Here is a 24,590-nt window from a genome sequence, read left to right as displayed (position 1 = left end):
AAAGTGCCGGTATCGGTTATAGAGTACCGGCTCTTTTCGTTGTATACTATACTTTCAAACTTTTAGAAACGATGGGATTATCCTGTTTTGCAGAATGACCAATACCAGCAATAATAATTCTTCCGTCTGAAGCTTCAGCAATTTTCCGTAGCCGTTCCGGTATTTTAGGTGACTCTTCCTGTTTATACTTTTCGGATGGAGGTATCTTGCTTACAGCTCCATTAACCGGAGCAGAAATCTGTCTTTCTGTTTCACCAGTTGACTTTAACGACTGCTGAATTTGCCGTTCCAGCTTTGCCAGTTCCGATTTTAATTCAACCAATTCAGGTTCCCTTCGCCAGGTACTTTCCACCACTTCTTTGAGCACAGGAATATCCTTTAATAGTTTTTCGTTATCCGTTTTATAACGTTCTAACAGCCGTGGCATATTTTCCACTAAAGCATGAAGAAAATTTTGTGAAGCAAGCTTTGGGTCAACGGCCATCTGCCCGTTGTTGTATTGATAAAATATTTCTCCATCGCCACGAACAGAAAAACGGTTTTGTATGAAATCGAGACCATCTTTATTCGTGGTTTCACTTTTTACATAAAGAGTGAATCCGTACAAACTTCCAATTGTCTCATGTGTACCATGCGTTTTGGCAGTACCTGCAATTTCATTCAGCTTTTTCCCGATTAGTTTAAAGTCGCTGCCTGTAACGCCGTCCAACTGTATCGGGTTACGGTAGGAACCGTCTTCGTTGGTTTGGACGCGGGATTTGAAGTTCTCCTCGTCTTTGGAGATACGCTCAATAAGCTCTTTATAGCGTTCGACCGTTTGTGTAATATTCTCCAGCTTGTACCGGCTCGATGACTTTCCCCTGATAAATGCATGGCGTTCGCTTTCCAGTGCTGCAATTTTCTTTTCCAGCCTTGCTTTTTCAAGCAATTCCGTATTACCCGATAAGATAGCCACATACTCAGAAAAGTTCATGCCGCTTTTTTCGTCCATTGCCCCTTCATCAATGGTTCGACATCCAAGGTTGTTGTTTTTTAACTGGCGGATAAAAAGTTGTTTGTTATGTAGCAAGCCAAATTTATAGGCATCCAATGATTTTTCCACAGCGTAAAGAATAACATCCACTTGGTTCCCTGCAACTGTTTTGGCTATTTCATTGCCCCTCCTTACTGCCCTTCCATCTCGTTGTTCCAAATCCGACGGACGCCATGGACAGTCCAAATGATGAACAGCTACTGCACGTTTCTGGGCGTTTACGCCTGTTCCCAGCATTTCAGTGGAGCCAAACATCACCCGGATTCTCCCGTTGTTCATATCAGCTATCATCATTTTCCGGGCTTTTTCTGTTTTTGCTTCCTGTATGAAACGGATTTCGTGTGCCGGAATGTTGTGGTTTTCCACCAGTTTGCGCTTAATTTCGCTGTAAGCATTCCATTCTCCCGGTTTATAGGTCCCCAGGTCACTGAATACAAACTGTGTCCCTTTATGCCCGTTGTACTTCCTGTAGTAGCCATTAATCATACGGGCACAATGACTTGCTTTGTTGTCGATATGGTCTTCAAAGCGGGAATCGACCATACGCATATCCAGTGACATTTTCCGGGCATAATCCGTTGCAATCAGCATTTTTGCTTTTTCTTCCCGCTCGTTCAGGGGGGAGCGGAACAACAATGTCGCATCACCGGTTTTTGCAAATTGAACCAGGCGGTTTATAAAACCAAGCTGGTCCGGTGTCGGTGGAATGTTGTGCAGGATTTCGTTTTTCTTCGGACGGTCAATACCAATATCGGCAGCGGTACGGTAGTCCGTAATCTCGGCATAGAACTGCGCCAGTTCCGGCACCTTAATAAAATAACGGAAACGTTCTTTTTGTACGATCTCATTGGTTACCGAAAATTCGTAGTCGATGCTTTTCTTTGCAAAAATAGCTGCCCAGGCATCGAATGTTTTAATGTTTTGCCGTTCCAGTTCCTTTGGACGGAGATACTTAAACAACAGGTACAATTCCGTTAACGAATTCGAGATGGTGGTTCCTGAAAGAAAGGTTGCCCCCAGATCCTTTCCATTGCGCTCCTGTATGGTACGAATCGCAAAGAGCATATTCAATGCCCGCTGGCTGCCTTCAGGATTTCCCAGCCCGGCTACCCGGTCATGTCGGGTATTAAAAGTCAGGTTCTTGAATTTATGCGATTCATCCACATACAAATGGTCTATTCCCATTAGTCGAAAATCCACTGCATCGTCCTTCCGGTTTTCAATGTTGAAAGTAACCTGTTTGAGCTTGGCTTCCAGGTTTAGTTTACGTTTCACACAACCTTTCAGCATAGCACGCGAGACTTCTTTGCCCTGCCGTTTGAGGACTTCGAGGTTTTCCTCCACGCTGTCAAGTTCCGCCTGCAAAATATAGCGCTGTACCTCCGGTGACTGGGGAATCATACCAAACTGTTCATGTGTAAGGATTACAGCATCCCAATCGTTATTTTTTATCTCGTTGAAAATCCGTTGCCTGTTTTTGGGTGTAAAATCCTCCTTGCCCGGATACAGCACACGGGCATTGGGATAGGCCGTACAGAATGTTTTGGCAATCTCATGAATATTGGCTTTCAAACCGGTAATCATTGGTTTGTTGACCAATCTCAGGCGTTTCTTCTCATAAGCACCGCAACACATGATGAGCGTTTTCCCACCACCTACCTCGTGGTCGCAAATTCCGCCTCCGTTGAGTTTGTCCATCCAGATAGCATCTTTCTGGCTTCGGTAGAGGGCGTCAATACCAAGTCCTTTCAGGTCAAGTCCCGGAAAACTCTGGTGCGAACCGTCATAGGCCGGGCGGACAAAACAGTTGAAGGTACGGTTGTACAAACCGGCCAGCCGGTCTTTGAACTCCGGCGACTGTTCACGGAGCCAGTCGGAAAAACCATTACGCATCTCATCGATACGGGTATTGGCAAGCTGGATGGCTTCCCCGTCGCGCACTTTTACTTCCTCTCCGTCCACCAGGATTGTTTTGGTAATATTTGGTGAAGTGTTCTGCAAAGCGTGTTTCATCAGGGCAAGCCCGTTGAAAGTGCGGCTTTGTGACTTCACTGCATACTGGTCAGAAATCTTTGCATTCGAATAGTCGGATTGAACGCTGAACTCATCACGGCTGGAAGCGTAGTGGATGTTCACTTCTGTATCAAAAAGGTGTGAAGCATATTTGTTATAAACTCCTGTCGGAATCCAGCGTTCACCAAAATTAAAATCAAGGTCGTCGAAGGCAATGGGTTTTGGTATAGCTTCTCGTAATGCATGTAACGATTCTTCCGCCTCACGGTGTCCGGGATTGTGTTCCAGGAAATGTTCCACTTCTTCGGCTTTTGAAATAACATTGCCCGAGATAAATTTATCAGCCACCTCGTACCCGCCAGTCATGGGATTGAAATAAATTGTCCCTTTCAGTTCTTCTTTCAGGTCATCGGCGGTGTTTCCGGTCAATGATGCCATATGGCCCAGGTTTACCCCGGCATATTTGTTAAGCGAAGCGGCCAGCGCGTCATATGGTGTATCAACGGAGGTAGGTTCGTTTGGATTGAATACAACTGGACGGTTGAAAATATCGGCTTTTACCGCTTTCCCGTCAATGTAACGTTCCAACGATAAAATCTCAGTCCCCCGTGCATCCATCTTAATCAGGTCGAGGTTTTTCTTGTCGTTGAGTAACCCAAACCGAAAGGAAAAATTATCGTACAGGCGGTTCAGCATTTCGCGAAGGGCGGGATTGGCTTCCAGCCGTTCGGCTTCGTTGCGGTACAGATGGTGATAAGTGTCCCGTATTTCGATGTATAGAGATACTTTTTGCTTTTGGGTGTTGTTTATATCCAAAGAGTAGAGCATGGGTTGCAAACCTTCAATATCTCTTAAATAACCGATACGGTTGGACTGGTCGGACACCAGCGAACCTTCCCGGTAATGAGGTAACAACTCAGTTTTGAACGGTACGGGTTTCATCTCATCCTCACGTTTGCGCTGCTCCGGTTCTCTTTCTAAACTTTTCGCCTGTTCTTCTTTTCTTGAACCATTTACCGCGTGTACGTTCCTGTTTTTATGAGATTCTTTCTCCTGTTGCCTCCTCTTTTGCATTCCTTCGTAATGCAACCGCTCGCGCCATTCCATGAAAGGAATTTCCTGCTGCTCCTGTTTTTGGGGCTGTTGGTTCCTTCTCCGGTTGGAACGTTTCTGCCCGTTTCTCTCTTCTTCTGAAATGCCAAACAAATCGTACAAACTGATTAACGGTTCCTGCGTAACAGCTTGCCGGGATTTCGCCCCGTTAGTCGGTTCTTTCTGAATGACCCTATTGTTCACATTGAAAATCGTACCCTGCTCTGAATGTATCGGTTGTTGTTTAGGTGGTTCGGGTTTATTTTCTATCGTAGGTTTTACCGCTCCGGTTTGATTATCGTTGGGGAACCAATTATCCTCGATAGCTTGCCAAAATGGATCGAGTTCATTGAAATTTGATTCAAGCGCCGGTTTGATTTTTACGGTGGCCGCTGCCTGTTCTTCCGGTGTGTCCTGGGCATGGGATTGATAATGCTGCAAGTCCAAATGTTGGGAGAAATCTTCTTTCAGCATTTGCCGCAGGTCTTTGGCAATTCCTTCAATGCCGTCTTTATGGGTGAACACCATTGCCGATTTGCCGTATGGGTCGGTATCAACTTTGGCATCGGTGTGTACCACCCTGGCGAAGGTTTTAAAACTGTTGTTGACCGTTATCCCATTGGACAAGGTGCGTGATTCAATAAATGCCTGTTTTATGGGGGTAGAAACGGACAGGTCTTTTTGTTCCCGTTTTTGAAGGACTATCAGGTCACTGCCAACTTCGGTACCAGCAAATTCAGTAAACAGATTATTTGGAAGTCGGATAACTGAAACAGGCTCGCAACGGAACATCAGGTATTCCCGCACCGGGCGGTTTGCCGGGGCATTCAGTACTCCCTGCGAAGTAATAAAAGCTATTAGGCCTCCCGGTCGTACCATATCCACCGATTTCAGGAAAAAATAATTGTGGATGGAACGTGAGGCAATCTTTTTTGTCGGGTCACCGTCGGAGAATAAAGCCGGGTCGAAGACCGCTACATCCCCGAACGGGATATTACTTGCTGCCACATCGTAATAATCGGCATATTTCTTTTCAATATTTTCAAAACCCTCTACTCTTACCTTATCTTCAGGGTGAAGGTGTTTGAGTATCATTCCGGTAATCGGGTCTTTCTCAAAACAGGTTACTTCCATGTCGGGAGAAAGCTGTTTAAAAGCCTGGGTAAATACACCCGTTCCTGCGCTCGGGTCAAGCAGACGGGATGATTTGATTCCGTTGTCAATAAGCGCCCCTGCCAGCGCATTTACTACTTCCGGTGGTGTGTAAAATGCCGTCAGGATAGAATTTTTCAGTCCGTCGAAAAAGCGTTTGTATTCTTTTTCATCGCGGGTATTTTCGCGTAAAACATCATGCAGCTCATTTATCAGGGGATTTGCTGAACCATTAGTTGGCAGAGGGTCGAGGATTTCCTTAATAGCACCAAATCCGGAATACCGGGCGAGTATTTCCCTTTCCCCGGCTGTTGCCCAACGGTTCTCCCGTTCAAGGGCAAACGCCGTTTTTATCGCATCGATATTTGCCCGCAGGTGCGCCTTTTTATTGTAAGCCATCTTCGAGCAGTATTTCGACGGTTCCCGTCAGTTCGGTATATAATTCATCGTATTGCGAAGTACTGGCAAAATCATCCGTAAGGGCGTATTTGTCCAGCACTTCACTGCATAGAGGTAAGATTTGAAGGGCAATCTCCTTTGCCCTTTCTTCAGGTATTTCTGCTGAAAACTCGTTCCAAAGAATGTGAACAAGGGTGTTGTAAGCGGAAAAATGCAGTCCCTGGTAAAGTACTTCAGAAGCCAGTTCTTCGGCTTCAATGTGCGTCTGACCGTTTTTAACAGCATTGCTGTAAGTTTCTGCAGCGGCATCAGCACGTTCTTTTATAAAAGCTGCGTTTCCGGTGCGTTTGGGGTGGTTCTCTTTCAGGTAAGAAAGGAGGGAGAACCTGTAATAGGACAATTCCTGCCCGGTTTTATCTTTTGTATTTCTCATGATAACGGATATTTAGTGGTTGAAAAAGGGAAGGTTTATCAGGCAAAAACGCCCCGGGTTCCCACCCGGAGCGTACCACTAAAATATCCGTCACCGACAAGCAATAAACAAAGAAAAGTTATGCCTATTGAAGAAAGCAGCGGTATATTCAGTGGTAAATATAACCATTCCCGGTTGAAATTGTCTTCTGTTGGTTTCAGCCGGAACTGTTTAAAACAGAACTCAGATTTTAATCCCGCTTTTCTTTGCAGCAGGCCTGCGTGCTTCTTGCATAAACTGGCTTTCGGTGGGTTTTTGCTGTCCCTGTTTTAATGGCTCTTTCACGTTTTTGGTCGCTTCATTGGTTTTTCCATCGTTGTTGACAGCTACCTGCGTTTTGCTTTCTTCTGCAGGTTTCACTTCTGCGCCCTGCTTTTTAGCTTTGTCGGGGTTCCATTTGAAAAAATCGAATTTCATTTTTTCAGGATTAGGTTTTACCCATGCATTGAATGGTTCCCCCTTATCGTCTTTCAGCATCCCCCTGATATAGGTGGCCTGGCCTGCTTTGAGGAATTCCTGCTGTTTTTCAGTCAACTCAACGCCAAGCAATTTTTTGGGGATGAAGAGTTGTTTTTGTTTTTCTGATTCCCCTTCCGGTGCATTTTCTTTCTGCTGGCGGCGGACTTCCTTATTCTCTTGTGAATAACGGTTACGGTCGAGCCCTTCATAAGAGAAATCAAACTTTTTGTCCGAAGCATTGATTTGGATATATCCATCAAAGAACCGGCCTGTGCGGGAAACCATTTTCTCTACCAGCACTTTTTCTCCTGCTCCGAGCCTGTTTTGCTGGCCTTCAGAAAGGTCTGCCCCTTTTATTTTATTGGGAATGGAGATGTTCTCCACGGGCAGAGCTTCGAGTTTGTTGGTAAGCCGGTCGAGCGAAACAAAAGCCGGGATTTTCTGTCCGGGCGAAGGTTCCAGTTCAATCACCCTGCCCGCGTTCAACGATTGCCGCAGGTTTTCCTTATCCTGTTCGTTGAGAAGTACGCCGTGAAAAGGGGCATCCAGGTTAGGCTTTTCCTCCCAGTAATGTGGTATGATTTTGAGCGAACCGTCGGCTTGCTCTTCCAGCGATACACGTCCTTTGGTGGGAACGCGGATACCTGGTTCCAGTTCAGGGTTTAGGGGAATCATTTGCGGTGATTTGTGTCCGTAGGACATGGCTTTGAGATGAGGTTCCAAATCGGCAGCGTTGATTCCGTATTTTTGGAGTTCCTGCCGGTCTATTTTACTGACATCCATCGGCTGGAAAGTACTTTGAGTAGTTTCATCACCGCCACCCTGTGTTTGTTGCGCGTTCTGTTTCTGTACCTTTTCAAGATACTCTACCGGATTGACACGGTGTAGTTCCAGTTCGTGAGGGTCGAGGTCGATTTTGATAAGTTTATCCAGCATTTTTTCTGTCATCAGAAAAAATCCCGTGTGTGAGGGTTGCTGCGCCTGTTCTACCATTTTTTTGAAAAACGCCTCCAGTATGGCTTCGTTTGTGTTCACGGCAAAAAGGCTGTTTTGGTTTTTTGCTGTTGGTTCCGTGGTTTGGATGTTGCCTTTTTCATCCATACCGGTGACGGCTTTTACTTTGCCGCCATTTGCTTCTTTAACGAGTAATACTTTTTTGTCGTCGTTACTGATTTTTTCGTCCATCTTACGAATGTTTTAGTTGTTGCACCACTATTGATGCATGGACGAATTTATGCGTAACTACATGACAAATAAATGAATGTACGGATGGTGGTAGTTTGAGGAACTGAGGTGGTGGCTTGTGGCGTTTCCGGGAAGCTTAATAAAGACTAATAGAAGTTCGGCTACTCTAACGGATAATAAATAATATCATTGATGCTCTGTTATCTTTAACTGTAAAAGTTAGCATATCATTCGACAATCTTCGTTGTCAGACAAGTTAAATCCAATTACATTTTTTCTTTTCTTTTCAAATCCCCTCCCCTAATGAAAAGAGGGCGTTTGAAAAGAAAATATGTTGTAAGATATATTCTAACCAATTTTTATTGTCTGTCAGATAAAATCCCATTTTTTACACTTTAACAAATAGCTTTTGTAACGGGTCGTTAACTCTCCTCTTGATAATAAATCTTGTAGTACTTTCGCCCATTTTCATCAACACCTTGCTCTATTAAGTTCCGGTTGCCATGAATGTAGATATGAAAATTTTTATCAAGTTTTAAAACGCTTTTAAATACCCGAGCCTGCTTTTTTACTGCCTGAGATGAAATTTCAAAGTTATCGGATAGTTCAACTTTATTTTCCTCGCGGTATGAGTTGTCAAAGTTTCTGAAAGAATCAATTACGCTTTCATCCTGAAAGACTTCATTTTCAAAATCCGATTTATCAAACTTTTCATGTGTCTTAAAATAGTTAACAGAACGGTTCAATATATCAATCTGGTCGGCTTTTGAAACTTCAAAATCGTCCGCTATTTGGTTAGTAACAAACTGTTTGGTAATTCCTAAAAATTGATTTGTCTGATGGTAACCGTTATTTACTGGTCTAACGCCTAAAAAATCATCTTTCCAATATTGAGCTTCATAACCTTTATTGGTATTATCGACAACCGAAACTATATATCCGTTTTCTTTATCGGTGTTAAATATTAAACATCCTTTATCTAATTTATTGATGTTGATTCCTTTTACGCCTGTTAACCCATACCCGTTTTTTATCGTATCTATTTTTAGAACTGTTTCTTTATTTTCAGACTTAAATATCCCGATACAATCAACCGTTTTATCATTGAGTTGACAATCCTTAAAATATACCATGCAAAGTTCTCCCGGTTTTATTTGAGGATGGGTGCTTTTATCGTATAAATAGCGTGCTACATTCTGGGATTGTCCTATAAATGCTTCCTTATCCTGAAAAACAGATTTAATGAATTGATAAATAGGATTAAGCTCTAAATCTGGACTAAAATAGAACTGAAACAATTCCTCAGATTTAAAGCTATTGCCTATCAATATATTGAAGTATTCTTCGATATTTCCATAATCAGTTAATTCATCGGAAAACCGTACTCCATCTCCATTATTTTTATTTCCTACAAAATGGATTATTAATTTGTCCATTTTACCAACAATAGCATTCATCATAGATTATTTGTTATAAACTTCACTTGGAATTAAACCTTTTCCATCAATAAATTCGTCAACAGTGTGAAAATGAAACAAGTTATTTTCTTCCCAATATTCTTTAGAGGCATGTTCAACCATGAAAATTTGAAAGTGTTGTTTTTTCTGTATCAAAATATAATCAACAAACGAATTTAGCAGAGTGAACGCATCAAGCAATTTTACCTTATCATCATTGTTCCCTTCATAATATGGCTTACTGGGTTGGTCGATAAATAAAAACTTAGGTATATGATTTTCCTGAATTTTAATTACGTGTTCATGCAACCCTAAATAAACACATAGGTGCATAAACATGTAATTTGAAGCACTCCCAACATTTTCCAATGGAAATTGAAGCTGGTCTGAAGGGGGATATAATTTTAAAATCATTTTAGAATCATCGAAAACCGTCCTGTAATCATTATATGCTGTTAACGATTTTAGTTGACTGTAATTGCGTTGAATACTTTCATTTAACAATGTTTTCATTGTATATTTTATCTGTTCTGTGTCCGCCGGAACACTGGCTAAACGACCTTTTTCTTCGTTTAATTTATTTAGCTTTATTGTATCTATGGGGGTAATTAGTTTTTCTTTTTGTATTTGCTCAAATTCATGTTTTATTTCGCCTAAAGCAATAAACTTTTCACCTTCTGCCAGATAGTTCTTTTTAATTTCATTCAATTGGTAAATCTTTTTATCGATTTCCTGTAATTGCCCCCTCAATTCTATAATATCTCCTGATACTTTTAATGGTTTTGTAACTTTTTTGGAAAGGTTTTCCCTGATATTTTTTAAAGAACTTTCCAGAGATTCTATAAACATTTTTGTTTCGTATGAATCGATTAGTTGGTCTGAAAGTTTTTGATTCAAAAACTCGATTGGTTGGAGGCTATCAGCCGATTTATCCAAGTTCTTTTTGTATAGGTCAAATTCTTTTTGATATTGATTGATAGCATTAATTTGAGCCTGTATCTCATTTTTTCTTTTGTACAAATTATCTATCTCATTAAATAGTTGTGCATTTTTTGCAACTTTCCTGGTATTAGCAATAATTTCCTGAATTACTGTTATTTCCTCATTCACATTTTCAAAATATTCTGAATAGTCTATGAAGTTATATTTTTTGCATTTTTCAATTAGCCTTAAAATACCCAGTTCAAAATTTTTAGTTTTTCTCTGGTTCTTTGTTTCCTGATTTTGTATTTTCTTTAGCTCTGCTTCTATTTCTTTCAATTTTTCTTTGGCTTTGATATTTTTCAAATCATTGACACCAATAACTAAATCGAAAATATGCCCCAAAGCTTCATCGTATTCATCTTTACCATAAAATGTAGTATCAAAATAGGTCTCAGGTGCATCTATAATAGTTTGTGTTAACGAATTAAAGAGTAAGAAATGCCTGTATGAGAGGTTAAACGTTGATTTGCCTGATTCTTTTCCATAAGGAAATCTAAGAGCATCCGTTATTCCGTATTCTTCGTCAAGCTTTGACTTTATCTCCGATACCGTTATATTGCTTTCAGGCTTGTCCGGTAAAGCTCCTTTATTGAAATGTACTTCAGAAGAAACAGCCCCATTAATTGGTGTCTTCCTGACTATTGATATTTCTTTGTCGTTTATTGTAAAATGAATGCCAAACCACAGTACTTTTTCAATAATTGTATTTGCAATAGTTACTTTTCCTGACAGAAGGCAATAATCTATTATATTCCAAAAGCTGGTCTTTCCAGTAGTTGAATCGCCGGTAACAACATTTATTTTATTCGCTAAAAAAAGATAACTTTTAGGTTCTGCATTTTCATCTTTGAACCAGAGCTTTATTTCGTGCAGTATGAATTTCATAATTGAATTTTTAGCATTTTATACAATTGAGATGTTGAATATTTCTCTATTACAGACAAAAATTTCGGTGTGATTTTTTCTATTTTTTGAAACCTTGTCCCCAAATTTTGTCTGTCGAAAATAATGTTTCTAATGGACGAAATCTGAGTGTCAATTTTTATTTGATTACTCTTACTTAATAATAGTAACGAATTAATAGTTACGGGCAGTAATGATAAATACCGTTTATTAAAAGAAACAAATAAACGGGGCTGTTCCTTTATAATTTGCACTAAGTCAGTTTCAATGTGTTTGTTCCTATCTAAATAATTTACGGTTCTGTCGTCCAGTAAAAAAGGTAGAATTAAGCAGGAACGAGCAATATCCAATTCATCAGCATTATTCAATATTGATAAAAAGATGCAACTGGCGATTGCCTCATTATTATAGGTGTAGTATATTTCTTTCATCCCTTTTTATATTTATTTTTCCAGTCGTAATGCCACCCAATTTCCAGATTATCTGATAAGGCATAGTAGTGCCCATTGCTAAAATCTATACCAAGAGGAGAATAGCCCGGTATAGTTAAATTTTGCTCTCTTATGTATTCAACTAGTTCAATTGCCAATTCTTTTATATCCTCTTCAAATTCAACCATATCAGAGCCTGAATTTATTTTATTTTCAATTTGTCGGTATTTGGATTTAAACTTGTTGGCCCATTTTGAAATGCTTTCTTGTTTAAATTCCTCTGCTTCGGTAAGCAAAATGAAGTTTTCTTCATCTGACCAATAGGTAAAATGCCTGAGAAACTTCAACATTAGTGTTGTATATTTTCTAATGTCTTCTGAACCGCTTTGAACTTCCCCAATATCTATAAGCTGTTTTATAAAAACCTGACTTTCTAAATCTTCTGGCAATAATATTGGAAAGTTTCTTCTCGGAAGTGGTTTTGTTTCGGAAGCAACTTTAAAACACCTGCCAAATTTTTTACTAAAATCATCAAATGAAATCTCAAATTTATTACTGTCTTTAATATCTAAATATTTTGTTGCTTGCAGGTTTGAATATAAACTGTCAAAAATTACTTCTGCTATACGAGGGGCTTTGTATAACTCAATTAATCTGTTTTTTATTTTTTCTATGATATGGTCAACTCCGGTTTCGATGGTCAGTTTTTGCATGAATTGTTTTAACCGAGTTTTTCCAATAGAACGTACATTTTTAATATATTTTGTTAATGTTTCGTCCTCTGTTTTACTTTCTAATTCTTTTAATTTCTCTAATACATCATCAATGTTATTGTCCGTTCTGTACTGAATTATCAAATTGATGAACTCATTGTTATTTTCATTCTTATTGGTTACCAGTATAAATGAATGTGTTTTCAGGAAACTTTTATTTTTCTTATTAGCTTTTATCAAGTCAGCCCAATTGTTTAGTGTCTTCCACAAATCAGAATCTAATGTGGTCAAATTTTTTATCTCACCACTCGAACTTTTAAGGATACTATGTTTTGTTTGAAATAATATTGTAGTCTCGTCTTCTTTATCGATATGAATATCGTCTTTAACCTCAAATCCAATTTTTTGTCCCATTTTAAGGTCAAGTGCTAATAACATAAAATAATAGAATTGATAATCAAAGCCTATTGACTGTGCACCTGCGGTATGTTGTTCCTCGATTGTTTGTACTTTATTCATATCAAATAGTCTATTTGTTTCAGTCCAATTCCCTGATGTAAAATATATTTTCTGTGTGCTTCAAATTGATTTTAGAGTTTTTTATTGGGTGAAACTAACAGTTCCCTTGCATCAACATTTAAGGCATCAGCAATTCGGAAAAGGGATTCCATTGTAGGCTGAACTTCGTTTGTACACCATTTTGAAACGGTCGTCCTGTTCACTTCTAATTCCGCTGCCAGCCATAAGTTTGTTTTTCCCTGTTCAGCTAATACTGCTTTAATTCTATTATAAATACGCTTCTCTTTGGCCACTTTTTAAGTGTATTTTGCTATTAAAGCAGTAATATAAGCATATTTTTAGAAATAAATTCAATGTTTTAAATGCTGTGAACGGAGTGCGGTATATAAATAGAAAATTTTATGAAAAGTTATTATCACAATGAAAATGATTTGAATCGTTTTTTTCTATTCCTTTTTCGGCAACAAATAACAAAGCGCCGGGTCATTACTAATCCTTTCAAGTTCATCTGTAACAATCTGCTTTGTTTCTTCCTTTATGCGGTTATAATTGTCCTGAATCATTTCCTTCATGCGGTTAACACCGTTGTCGTCCACAAAATTGGTAATAACAGGAATTTGCTTGTATCCTTTAGTTTCAGTAGCAACCTTCGCACTGTTCACTACAATCTCTGCATGGAAAATCTTTTGCTCGATGCGTTCATCAAAATTGTCAGCAACTGCCCCGACAAACATGCCCTGGGTGAGCGTGGAAATTTTGCTTGCCGGGATAAGGCTGTCTAACTGGGTGCTGATAGAAGTTGATTTATCATTGCGGTTTATCGTCATTGACTGGCGTTTCTGTAAAACCTTACCGAAACGTTCCGACAGGTTTTTTGCCGTATCTCCAACTACCTGGCCAGAGAAGATATTGCCAACAGTATTCATTACTACGGCTGCTTCTTTGTCACCGTAATCACGTTTTAACTGCGAGAAATCCTGAAAGCCGAGCAACACGGCAACCTTGTTGCTGCGGGCTGTGGCAATCAGGTTATCCAGCCCTTTGAAATAAATAGTCGGCAACTCATCGATGATAACCGAGCTTTTTAACTGTCCTTTTTTATTGATGAGTTTTACAATGCGGCTGTTGTACAGGCCCAATGCTGCACCGTAAATATTCTGACGGTCGGGATTGTTCCCCACAACTAATACTTTCGGCTCATCTGGATTATTGATGTCCAATGTAAATTCATCGCCTGACATGACCCAATACAATTGGGGCGAAATCATCCTTGAAAGAGGGATTTTAGCCGATGCAATCTGTCCCTGTAACTGGTCCTGTGCCCCCGACATCCAGGCATCCATAAAAGGAGAAAGATAATTCTCCAGTTCTGGATAGCTCGTCAGAATTGGGAAAATATCTTCATATCGCTTGTTCAGAAACTCGATGGCATGGGGAAATGTGCAATACCGACCTTCTTTGTATATGCGCAAATACCAGATGATGGCTGCAAACAAAATAATTGGCGATTCCACAAAAAAATCGCCCTGCTTTTGCACCCATGTCCGGTTCAGGTTCAGCATGATGGTATATGCGCTTTCGTAAGCATCGGATATATCGCTCATAAACGAGGGATTAATCGGGTTACAGCGGTGTGAGCGTGCCGGGTCGTCGAAATTGATTACATAGAAAGTCGGTACTTTTTTGTATCCGTGTTGGTTTTTCAGCAGGTGGTTATAGGCAATCGTTGAGAGGTCGGGAAACTTAAAATCATAGATATATTGCGAATATCCTTTTTCTATCTGCTGCTTTATAAACTGATTGATTACCGCGTAACTTTTCCCGGAGCCGGGCGTTCCCAATACAATACCCGCACGGAAGGGATTTACAACATTAATCCAGCCGTTATTCCATTTCTTTTTGTAATAGAATCTTGTCGGTAGGTTCACAGAGTATTCATTTTCAACCAGGCGTGTTTCCTGCATAAACGATTCGTTTTCGGTATTGAAAACATCTTCCATCAGGTTACTTTTCAATAAACGGCTCATCCAAACTCCACCAGCCAGCAGGCAGAGATAACCGCTAGCCATTGTGAAAATGTAGAAAGCTGTTTTGGCAACTAACGGTATCGACAAATCCACCAACCACCAGTTGAGAAAGAAAAGGACAAAGCCAATAAATAGGAAACTGATTATCTTATTCCATGTGATTTTTTCCTGCTTGACCCCTTTTGTTCCGAGACAGGATAAAGCCAGAAACACCAATGCGAAAAGTTTTGTGTAAAGGATGTTGCCAAATAATTTAGCAGTACGGTTGAAATTCAGAAGTATTTTATCGATTACCCCAATATTAATGCCCCATTCGACCATCGCTTGGTAACAAAACCAATAGATATTTATAGCTACAAATAAAATACTTAAGGCACGCATAAAGTCCATAACCTTTGCCAGTGCCCTCAAATCGTCTTCCTGCTGCATTGTACTCTCACTTTACAATATTTGAAGGGCGAAAGTATGGCGTGTTTTATATTAATGTCCAGAATCTAAACGAGTTGGTAATAAGTGGCACTTTAGTGGCAGCTTGTGGCTGAAAATGTACTTTCTTATTTTATCTGGATAAAAGTGTAATTATATTTCTTCTTTATCTGGATAAAAATGTATTTTCGTATACAACTTTAACAGGGAAATATGTATAGGGAGTCTATTATTAACTTAAAAAACTGGAAAGAAGACAAATTCCGTAAGCCACTAATTGTAAGAGGTGCCCGGCAGGTAGGAAAAACATGGCTATTAAAGGAGTTTGGACGTACATCGTATGCAAAACTGGTCTATGTAAATTTTGAAGAGACACCTGCACTGCAAAATATTTTTGCGACAGACTTTGATATTGAGCGAATCATTACCATACTTCAAATTCAAGCCCAAACCACAATAACGGCAGACGATACCCTGATTGTTTTTGACGAAATACAGTCGGCGGAACGTGGAGTGACTTCTTTGAAATATTTCTGTGAAAACGCCCCGCAATACCATGTAATTGCAGCTGGGTCTCTGCTTGGGATGGGCTTGCACAGCCAGGTCTCGTTTCCGGTTGGCAAGGTCGATTTCCTCGATTTACGTCCACTTTCCTTTTTTGAATTCCTGCTTTCATTGAATGAATCGGCGCTAGTTGACGCTTTAAAGGCAAAGAACTGGGGTGTTATTTCCGTTTTTACTGAAAAGTTAAAAGAATACCTGCGTTATTATTTTTACGTTGGTGGAATGCCCGAAGTCGTGTCGGCTTTTGCTGAAACCCGCGACTGGCAGTTAGTCCGAAGGATTCAAAACAGGATTCTCAATTCTTATGAAGGTGATTTTTCGAAACATGCACCCAATGAAACTGTTCCCCGGATTCGGATGGTTTGGCAAAGTATCCCTTCGCAACTGGCAAAAGAAAATAAAAAATTTGTATATGGGGTTTTAAGAGAAGGAGCCCGTGCCAAAGATTTTGAGTTGGCCATCCAATGGCTGGTCGATTGCGGCTTACTGTTAAAAAGCCACCGGGTATCAAAACCGGGCATTCCGCTGGCAGCCTATCAGGAAATTTCTGTGTTCAAATTGTTCCTGCACGACCTTGGCTTACTTGGTGCCATGGCTGGACTGGATGTTAGAACAATTATTGATGGTGATGAGATTTTTACCGAGTTTAAAGGTGCACTTACCGAACAGTATGTGATGCAGCAACTACGACTGAATAGCGAACGATATATCGGTTACTGGACTAACGACAAGAGTACTTCTGAAGTTGATTTTGTTATTCAGGAGGAAGGGAAAGTTATTCCGGTTGAAGTAAAATCGGGTGAAAACCTGAGGTCAAAAAGCTTTCGCTTGTTTTGTGAGAAATACAAGCCCTCAAAAGCTATTCGTACATCATTAACCGATTACAAGGAAGAGGAGTGGATGATAAATGTTCCATTGTATGCCATTGGAAAGGAGGGTTTGTAAACTCCTCACGGAAAAACAACCGGTTTATATTATTGTGTGAAAAAGCATCTAGAGTACAGTTGCACTCAAAAATATAAACCAAAATCAACATCTGATTCTCAAATTCAATTTATGTCTGCCTTCCATATTTTCGTTTTTTCTTTTTTCGTTTTTTTCGAAGCTGTTGCGGATTTTCAACGTATGATTCCGGTTCCGGTGAAAGAATTGAGAACAGGCTACCGATGGCGGATTCAATATGCCCGGTCTGACTGTTAGCCGGGGAGAACGGTTCAACCAGAGGTGTGAACGGTTCTTTTTTACCCACCTGTTTTGTGTGTCCTTCGACTGCCGGGGACTCTCTAAACAGGTCGTTGAATACATTGGCAGAAAACTCTTTGCCCAGCCTGGAGCCGTTCAGGACACAACGACTTTGATGGTCGATAAAAGTAACTCCGGTAATCCGCCCTGTATTGTTTCGCCGGAGATAAAGGTCAATATCCTTTTCTTTTAACTTCTGGCGCAGTTTCGATTCATTTTTGTTTTCTCGCACCATTCCGGCAATCAAAGGGCGTACCCGTTCGCGGTATCCCTTCTCTTTTATCAGGATGGTGGATTTTTTCATCCGTTCTTCGAGGGCAGTGAACCCAACTGTTTTTCCGAAAGCAGATGATTTGATGGGTGTACCGGCTTTGTTCCCATCGCTGTCCAATGCTGAATAGAGCAATCCCCGGTAAGGCTTTCCACTTCGCGTTCCCTGCACTTCTTCCACACCGATGTTGTAGAGGGATAGCAAGGCACGGTATTCTCCCATTGTCTGGAACTGGTACATCGCAACTGCCGGTTTAATGACTGAACCAATTTGCTTTTTCAAATCGCCTTTCTCCGCATCTACGGGCTTAAACTGCCATTGCTCCAACTGTTTTTGTTCTTTGGCGCAATGCAGGCCGTATTTCTTTTCCAGCTTTTCCGTTGCAGCCACACTTCGTAAATTGCGTTTGCTGTCATTAATTTTTTTACCCTCGCTGTCCACCTGTAACGAAACGATATGGATATGTTCCCGCTCGATATCTGAATGTTTGAAAATCAGGTACGGTTGAGCGCCGTAACCCATCTGTTGCAGATACTCACGCCCAATGTCTGCCAGTTGTTCATTTGTCAAATTATCATCCGGGTGTGGGTTGAGCGATATATGGATGACCGGTTTTTCTGTCCGGTAATGCGATGGTAACCAGCGGTTAAAAGCTTCGGTACACGCTGCCACCCTAAAACGGCCATCTTCCGGTTCCGGGATGATATTTGACGCGAGTACCTTTCCCAATCCTTCGTTTACCTTCTCCTGGTTGTAGGCAAGAGCGCCGTAAATGTCTTTTCCGGTGGTTATTTTGGCAATCATACCGGGCTATTTCTGTAAATATTTTTCTTCATATTCTTTTGACAAGGCAATAATTTGCTGTCCGGTTACGGCCAGTTCGGTGGTCAGTTTTTCCAGCTTAAAGAGCAAAGCCAGTGCTTTTTTATGCGAAAAATTACTGTGCAGTTCTTTTACGACCTGGTTATAATTGGTTCCTATTCCCCTGAACTGGGCATAAAAAGTAGTCAGTTTTGCCACATATTCGAGTGCCGCCCGGTCGGTTTTAACAACACGAAACGGTTGGTTGAATACCCTTGCTTTGATAAAAACAGCTTTTGCTTTTACACCCGATTGTTCAAATAATGTCAGAAAACGGGCATATTCACGGGCATTAAAGCGTACCATTACGCATTCTGTCGCGGGGTCGTTTTTGGCAGGGCGTCCCCCTTTTCGCCTCCGGCGATTTATATTTTCCTGTTTCATCTGTCGGATATTTTAGTGTTTCAAAAATCCGGTACCATAACACAGTCATTGTTACAGTCCTTATCAAAAAGCAGCGACTTCGGAGCCTGCTTTTCTCCCCTTGCGGGCAAGCGGTTTTGGGTTACGTGAAATGAAATGAGTAACTCAAAACACAGCTTGCTATCCCGACAGTTCGGGATAAAATCTGTCCGCCATCCGGACAGATAAATTGACGGGCTGCAAAAATGATGGGTAGCAGTCTGACCTGTTACCGGTATCGAACCGGAGGCAAAGTTAACGGTCATTGCAATTGACTGAATAATATGCAATTGTGCCAAGATTCACCACTTTGAAGCCAGATACTGCCACTTACTTCAAAACCATCAGAAACAGCTTTTTATTGGCCTTTATTTGCATAGAAAATAAGGTGAGCAGGCATGTACGAAAATTTGAAAACAAGCTCAAATGTGTATTCCTGCAACCAAAAATAAATAGTTGAACAGATGGAGACATACTCAGTCAGAAAAACTGGAATGTACAGGTGTAATACAAAACGCAAAAGCGCAAATGTTTATGCACACTTTTCGGTTTTTATGCTTTTGCACATTTAAGCCTGTTCACTTGTGTTTGCATTGCAATATAACCAAGTAAACACGCAGGTATGCAGACAGGATAAATTGTAGCTAAACAGGAAAATGAATCCGCACAGGAATAAATAAATAAATGTTTCACTAAAAGTACAGACAAATGAAAAAGAAACCGATTTATGTGGCTTTCTCTACCCAAAAAGGCGGAGCGGGCAAGACAACACTAACCGTTCTGGTTGCCAGTTATCTTCATTATCTCAGGGATTACAACGTGGCCGTGATAGACTGCGATTACCCGCAACACTCTATAGTGGAGATGCGCGAAAGGGATTTAAAGCTGGCGCTTGAAGACGAGCATTATAAAATGATGGCTTACGAGCAATTTACCCGGATAAACAAAAAAGCGTATCCGGTAATTGAGAGTAACACGAAAGAAGCCATAGCAGATGCCGAATACCTGATACCGCAGGGCGATTATGATTTTATCTTCTTCGACCTGCCGGGAACAATGAACAACGAACACCTGATACATTCTCTGGCGGAAATGGATTACCTGATTGCGCCCATCAGTGCCGACCGCGTAGTTCTGGAAAGTACCCTCAATTACCTACTCGTGGTAAAAGAGCACATTATGCAGCCGGGCAAATCCAACATAAAAAACCTGTACCTGCTCTGGAACATGGTAGATGGCCGTGAAAAGTCGGAATTGTATGAGGTTTATGAAACAGTGATCGGGGAATTGGGGTTCCAACTGTTCAAAACTTTCCTGCCCGACACGAAACGGTTCCGGCATGAACAATCCTTCAACCACAAGTCCCTGTTCCGTTCCACACTGTTCCCTCCTGATAAAACGCTTCTAAAAGGCAGTAACCTCGATGTACTTACGGATGAATTTCTTAGCCTGATCAAATAGAAATAAGCATGGATAAGAAAGATAAACAAGAAAAACTGGATGCCTCCTTTATTATCAGCCAGGCCAAAAGCAGGAACCGACCGTTGACCCCGTATTCTCAACCTTCAGAAGAAAAAAGGGAAGAGGAAACAGTAGAAAAATCGGAACAAACGAAAATGAGACCTGATTTAGATGAAAAATCACAGGATGAGCCACGCAAACGTAAGAACAAAGGAACAGATTATGAAGCATTCTTTTTCAAGGAAGCAGAAGTCAAAACGCGCAACGGGAAAGTGGTCTATATCCGCAAAGAGTTCCATGACCGCATCCTGAAAATAGTCCGGGTAATCGGCGAAAACGAACTGTCCCTGTTCAGCTACCTGGACAATGTGCTGGAACATCACTTTGCCATGTTCCAGGAGGACATTTCTAAACTGTACAAGAAAAAGAATACTGATATTTTTTGATGCCAGGGAAACGATAAAAATTCAGCAGCAGATGATAACGATTACATCCAATACCGTGTTAGCACTGCTTGTTGCTTTTGCCATACTTTATGCGCTCTGGACGATGTACTTCTTCATTTCTGAAAACCGGCGTTTTCAGAAAGAAAACAGAGAGACAATGCTCCGGGAACAGGACAGTAAAAAGAACAAAGGTGACATTGTAGGTAAGAGTCAGTTTGTCCTCAGGGAACGCATTCCTGTGACACAAACTGCCAAAGAAGCTGACAACGAAAAAGATAAGGGGAAAGGAAATATATTTGCCCTGTCAGATGTACCAAAAGAACATTCCCGGATAATTCCAGCAGACAAACTGGACGACGTTTTTGGCGAAGTTCCTCCCGGCGAAGCCAACCCGCCACTCGATATTGACTGTCCGATACCGGAAGAACCGGAACCGGCGGATGAAGAGGAAGAATACGAGGCCTTACAGATTTCAGGCCGTTCACTGGCCGAGGGAATCAGTTTTGAACAAATGGGCGAAGCCTACCGCACCGTGGTACACAATCCAATTATAACTGAGGAGAAAAAAGAAGAAACAGGACGAGTTCTTCTGCACCTGAAACATACCGATATGTTTGAAGCAATGGTTTCAGGTGAACCCGAGAGGGAGGACAGAGTCGGTGGATTAATTAATTCATACCTGAAAGCTTTCCATCAGCGGAAAGCCGGAGAGTCAGGAGAAGATAAGCCTTCTGCGACCTCTGTTCCTAAAGGGTTTGATATCAGAAATTATGTCTAACACATTAAAATGCAAATGAATGAAAAAACACGATTACGGATAGGATGCTTCATTTCACCCGACCACTAAAATATCCGAAACAACAAATATTTTATTTACCCGGTGCGGGACTTAAATAGTTCCCGTACCATAAACAAAGAAACCAATATGACAAAAAAGAAGATTTTGATGCAGGTAGCTTTCTTAATAGCTGCTGTTTCAACCGCATTTGCGCAGGGCGATGGCACCGCCGGGATTACTGAAGCCACCAACATGGTTACTTCATATTTTGACCCCGGAACCAAACTGATTTATGCTATTGGCGCTGTTGTAGGGCTAATCGGCGGCATAAAAGTTTACAACAAATTTTCGAGCGGTGACCCTGACACCAGTAAAACTGCTGCAAGCTGGTTCGGGGCATGTATTTTCCTTATTGTGGCTGCGACCATCCTGCGTTCGTTCTTCCTTTAACTGATTCCCGAAAATTATTATGGAATACAATATCAACAAAGGAATTGGCAAAAGCGTAGAATTTCGTGGTCTGAAATCGCAATACCTGTTTATTTTCGCCGGTGGGCTGCTTGCCGTGTTTGTGGTGTTTGTCATCCTATACATGGCTGGAGTTAGCCAAATGTTTTGCATTGCATTTGGCGTAGTTGCAGCCTCGGTGCTTGTCTGGCTGACTTTCAACCTGAACACCCGTTACGGGGAATCAGGACTGATGAAGCTCATGGCAAAAAAACAGCATCCCCGTTACCTGATTAACCGGAAAGTTCCCCGCAGCCTTTTCCAAAAAGTAAGAAAGGAGAATGCAGCATGAGGAATACTATGAAAGCAACGACTATCGAAAGTAAGTTCCCGCTTCTAAGTGTGGAACATGACTGTATTGTCAGCAAGGATGCCGATGTAACAGTAGCTTTTCGTGTAACGTTGCCTGAATTGTTTACGGTAACTTCGCCCGAATATGAAGCCATTCATTCTGCCTGGGCCAAAGCGGTCAAGGTGCTTCCCGAATACAGTGTGGCGCATAAACAGGATTGGTTTGTCCGTGAAACTTACCAGCCTAAAACCGAAGACAGAGAAATGAGTTTTCTGTCGCGCAGTTATGAGCGTCATTTCAACGAACGACCCTACCTGAACCATGAGTGCTTCCTGTATCTGACTAAAACGACCAAAGAACGGATGCGGATGCAAAGCAACTTTTCATCCCTCTGCAGGGGCAATATTATCCCCAAAGAAGTCAATAAGGACAGTACAGTCAGGTTTCTGGAAGCTGTAGGACAGTTTGAGCGGATTATCAACGACAGCGGTTTTATAAGCCTTGCCCGGCTTACGACCGATGAGATTGTCGGAACACCGGAAAATGCCGGGTTAATCGAGAAATACTTTTCGCTTTCGCTCGACAACGCCACTAGTCTTGAAGACATGGAGCTGGGAGCGGACAGCCTCCGGATTGGTGCAAAACATGTATGTCTGCATACCTTATCCGATGTAGAAAAATTACCCGGAAAGGTGGGCACTGGCATGCGTTACGAAAAACTATCCACCGACAGGAGCGACTGCCTTTTGTCGTTTGCTGCTCCCGTTGGGCTTCTGCTAGCCTGTGACCATGTGTATAACCAGTATTTGTTTCTGGAGGATAGCGCGGAAAATCTGCGGAAGTTCGAAAAGAGTGCTCGAAACATGCAATCGCTATCACGCTACAGCCGGGGCAATGCCATTAATAAGGAATGGATTGACCTTTACCTGAACGAGGCCCACTCACACGGGCTGACTTCTATCCGGGCGCACTTTAATGTGATGGCATGGAGCGAGGATGAGCAGGAACTAAAGCATATCCGTAACGAAGTTGGCTCTCAACTGGCATTAATGGAATGCAAGCCCCGTCACAATACCGTGGATGCAGCTACCCTTTACTGGGCGGCTATGCCCGGCAATTCGGGAGATTTTCCTTCGGAAGAAAGCTTTTACACCTTTATCGAACAGGCGCTTTGTTTTTTTACCGAAGAAACCAATTACCGTTCATCTCCGTCGCCTTTTGGTATTAAAATGTGTGACCGTGTGAGCGGGAAACCCATCCATCTGGATATTTCTGATTTACCGATGAAAAAAGGGATTATCACCAACCGGAATAAATTCGTACTGGGGCCAAGCGGAAGCGGAAAATCGTTCTTTATGAACCATCTGGTGAGGCAGTATTATGAGCAGGGAACCCATGTTGTGCTGGTGGATACAGGTAACAGCTACCAGGGATTGTGTGAAATGATTCACCGGAAAACCAAGGGAGAAGACGGGGTTTATTTTACCTATACCGAAGAAAGCCCGATTTCATTCAATCCATTTTTTACGGACGATTATGTGTTCGATGTGGAAAAGAAAGACAGCATCAAAACCCTGCTCCTGACCCTATGGAAAAGTGAAGACGACAAAGTGTCCAAAACAGAAAGCGGTGAGCTGGGCAGTGCGGTATCGGCTTATATCCGCCGCATTCAGGAAAACCAAGATATCACACCCTGTTTTAATACTTTTTATGAGTACATGCGCGATGACTACCGCCATGAACTGGAAGAAAGGGAAATTAAGGTAGGCCGGGACGATTTCAATATCGACAATATGCTGACCACCCTGAGGCAGTACTACCGGGGCGGACGCTTTGATTTCCTGCTGAACTCGGATAAGAATATCGACCTGCTTTCCAAACGCTTTATCGTATTTGAGATAGATGCCATAAAGGAAAACCGTGAGCTTTTTCCCGTGGTGACCATCATCATTATGGAGGCTTTCATCAACAAAATGCGCCGTCTGAAAGGGGTCAGGAAACAATTGATAGTGGAAGAGGCATGGAAGGCAATTGCTTCGGCGAATATGGCTGAATATCTGCGTTATATGTATAAAACAGTCCGAAAGTATTTTGGCGAAGCCATTGTCGTTACGCAGGAAGTAGATGACATTATTTCCAGCCCAGTGGTCAAGGAAAGTATCATCAATAATTCGGATTGCAAGATATTGCTCGACCAACGCAAATACATGAACAAGTTCGACCAGATACAGGCTTTGCTCGGGTTAACGGAAAAGGAAAAGTCGCAGATCCTTTCCATTAACATGAGTAATGCACCAAGCCGCCGGTACAAGGAGGTCTGGATAGGCTTGGGAGGTGTTCAAAGTGCGGTTTATGCCACAGAAGTTTCGGTTCAGGAATATCTGGCTTACACTACCGAAGAATCGGAAAAAATGGAAGTGATGCAGCTTGCCGGAAAACTGGACGGCGACATTGAACTAGCCATTAAGCAACTTGCTGAGAGCAAAAAGCAATAACAGACC

19 protein-coding genes are annotated in these 24,590 nt (G+C 41.5%); 7 read left to right on the top strand and 12 right to left on the bottom strand.

Annotated features, from left to right (window positions below; all coding sequences use genetic code 11):
* Window positions 1–46: 46 nt before the first annotated feature.
* From GM418_RS22955 to mobC, 9 genes are all read right to left on the bottom strand, one after another.
* Complete coding sequence (locus GM418_RS22955; protein WP_158869544.1) at window positions 47–5,689, bottom strand: helicase-related protein; 5,643 nt, start codon at window positions 5,687–5,689, stop codon at window positions 47–49.
* A complete protein-coding gene (locus GM418_RS22950) occupies window positions 5,676–6,122 on the bottom strand; it encodes a DUF1896 domain-containing protein (protein WP_158869543.1) in 447 nt (148 codons plus the stop codon). The genes GM418_RS22955 and GM418_RS22950 overlap by 14 nt, the downstream gene beginning before the upstream one ends.
* A gap of 222 nt (window positions 6,123–6,344) precedes the next feature.
* Window positions 6,345–7,805: a DUF3945 domain-containing protein gene (locus tag GM418_RS22945; RefSeq protein ID WP_158869542.1), complete on the bottom strand. Its 1,461-nt coding sequence runs from the start codon at window positions 7,803–7,805 to the stop codon at window positions 6,345–6,347.
* Window positions 7,806–8,227: 422 nt separating this feature from the next.
* Entirely contained in the window at window positions 8,228–9,265 is a 1,038-nt protein-coding gene (locus tag GM418_RS22940; protein WP_158869541.1) for a nucleoid-associated protein, read from the bottom strand.
* Between the two features lie 3 nt (window positions 9,266–9,268).
* On the bottom strand, window positions 9,269–11,131 hold the full coding sequence (locus tag GM418_RS22935) for a DUF3732 domain-containing protein (RefSeq protein ID WP_158869540.1): 1,863 nt from the start codon (window positions 11,129–11,131) through the stop codon (window positions 9,269–9,271).
* Window positions 11,128–11,580, bottom strand: a complete 453-nt coding sequence (locus tag GM418_RS32135) for a three component ABC system middle component (protein ID WP_425482347.1) — start codon at window positions 11,578–11,580, stop codon at window positions 11,128–11,130. The genes GM418_RS22935 and GM418_RS32135 overlap by 4 nt, the downstream gene beginning before the upstream one ends.
* A complete protein-coding gene (locus GM418_RS22930) occupies window positions 11,577–12,812 on the bottom strand; it encodes a hypothetical protein (protein WP_158869539.1) in 1,236 nt (411 codons plus the stop codon). Before GM418_RS22930 ends, GM418_RS32135 begins: the two co-directional genes overlap by 4 nt.
* Window positions 12,813–12,883: 71 nt before the next feature.
* Entirely contained in the window at window positions 12,884–13,105 is a 222-nt protein-coding gene (locus GM418_RS22925; RefSeq protein ID WP_158869538.1) for a helix-turn-helix transcriptional regulator, read from the bottom strand.
* Between the two features lie 153 nt (window positions 13,106–13,258).
* Entirely contained in the window at window positions 13,259–15,268 is a 2,010-nt protein-coding gene (gene mobC, locus GM418_RS22920) for a conjugal transfer protein MobC (protein WP_158869537.1), read from the bottom strand.
* Between the two features lie 210 nt (window positions 15,269–15,478).
* Between mobC and GM418_RS22915 the strand changes: the two genes are divergently transcribed.
* Window positions 15,479–16,774 (top strand): ATP-binding protein, encoded by a 1,296-nt coding sequence (locus GM418_RS22915; RefSeq protein WP_158869536.1) that lies wholly within the window; start codon window positions 15,479–15,481, stop codon window positions 16,772–16,774.
* Window positions 16,775–16,883: 109 nt separating this feature from the next.
* Here GM418_RS22915 and mobB read toward each other — a convergent pair whose 3' ends face one another.
* The 3 genes from mobB to GM418_RS22900 are packed head-to-tail and all read right to left on the bottom strand — an operon-like array spanning window position 16,884 to window position 18,904.
* Window positions 16,884–18,146: a conjugal transfer protein MobB gene (gene mobB / locus GM418_RS22910; protein ID WP_158869535.1), complete on the bottom strand. Its 1,263-nt coding sequence runs from the start codon at window positions 18,144–18,146 to the stop codon at window positions 16,884–16,886.
* Between the two features lie 6 nt (window positions 18,147–18,152).
* Complete coding sequence (mobA, locus tag GM418_RS22905; protein ID WP_158869534.1) at window positions 18,153–18,587, bottom strand: conjugal transfer protein MobA; 435 nt, start codon at window positions 18,585–18,587, stop codon at window positions 18,153–18,155.
* A gap of 20 nt (window positions 18,588–18,607) precedes the next feature.
* Window positions 18,608–18,904 (bottom strand): hypothetical protein, encoded by a 297-nt coding sequence (locus GM418_RS22900; protein ID WP_158869533.1) that lies wholly within the window; start codon window positions 18,902–18,904, stop codon window positions 18,608–18,610.
* A 409-nt stretch (window positions 18,905–19,313) separates the two neighbouring features.
* On the opposite strand from GM418_RS22900, the gene GM418_RS22895 reads away from it, so the two are divergent.
* The 6 genes from GM418_RS22895 to GM418_RS22870 all read left to right on the top strand — a co-directional run bounded on the left by GM418_RS22895 (window position 19,314) and on the right by GM418_RS22870 (window position 24,584).
* The gene (locus GM418_RS22895) at window positions 19,314–20,066 is read left to right on the top strand and encodes a ParA family protein (protein ID WP_158869532.1); all 753 of its coding nucleotides are present in this window, start codon (window positions 19,314–19,316) and stop codon (window positions 20,064–20,066) included.
* An 8-nt stretch (window positions 20,067–20,074) separates the two neighbouring features.
* Window positions 20,075–20,512, top strand: a complete 438-nt coding sequence (locus GM418_RS22890; RefSeq protein WP_158869531.1) for a DUF3408 domain-containing protein — start codon at window positions 20,075–20,077, stop codon at window positions 20,510–20,512.
* Between the two features lie 31 nt (window positions 20,513–20,543).
* Complete coding sequence (locus GM418_RS22885) at window positions 20,544–21,290, top strand: hypothetical protein (RefSeq protein ID WP_158869530.1); 747 nt, start codon at window positions 20,544–20,546, stop codon at window positions 21,288–21,290.
* 147 nt (window positions 21,291–21,437) lie between these two features.
* Window positions 21,438–21,740 (top strand): DUF4134 domain-containing protein, encoded by a 303-nt coding sequence (locus GM418_RS22880; RefSeq protein ID WP_158869529.1) that lies wholly within the window; start codon window positions 21,438–21,440, stop codon window positions 21,738–21,740.
* A gap of 19 nt (window positions 21,741–21,759) precedes the next feature.
* Window positions 21,760–22,089 carry a DUF4133 domain-containing protein gene (locus GM418_RS22875; protein WP_158869528.1) on the top strand — a complete coding sequence of 110 codons (330 nt, stop codon included), beginning with the start codon at window positions 21,760–21,762 and terminating at the stop codon, window positions 22,087–22,089.
* The gene (locus tag GM418_RS22870) at window positions 22,086–24,584 is read left to right on the top strand and encodes a TraG family conjugative transposon ATPase (RefSeq protein ID WP_158869527.1); all 2,499 of its coding nucleotides are present in this window, start codon (window positions 22,086–22,088) and stop codon (window positions 24,582–24,584) included. Before GM418_RS22875 ends, GM418_RS22870 begins: the two co-directional genes overlap by 4 nt.
* Window positions 24,585–24,590 lie beyond the last annotated feature (6 nt).

This window comes from Maribellus comscasis (assembly GCF_009762775.1).
GTDB classification, from domain to species: domain Bacteria; phylum Bacteroidota; class Bacteroidia; order Bacteroidales; family Prolixibacteraceae; genus Draconibacterium; species Draconibacterium comscasis.
The sequence above is the reverse complement of the archived record's forward strand: the minus strand, read 5'-3'. Positions and strand labels throughout refer to the sequence as shown.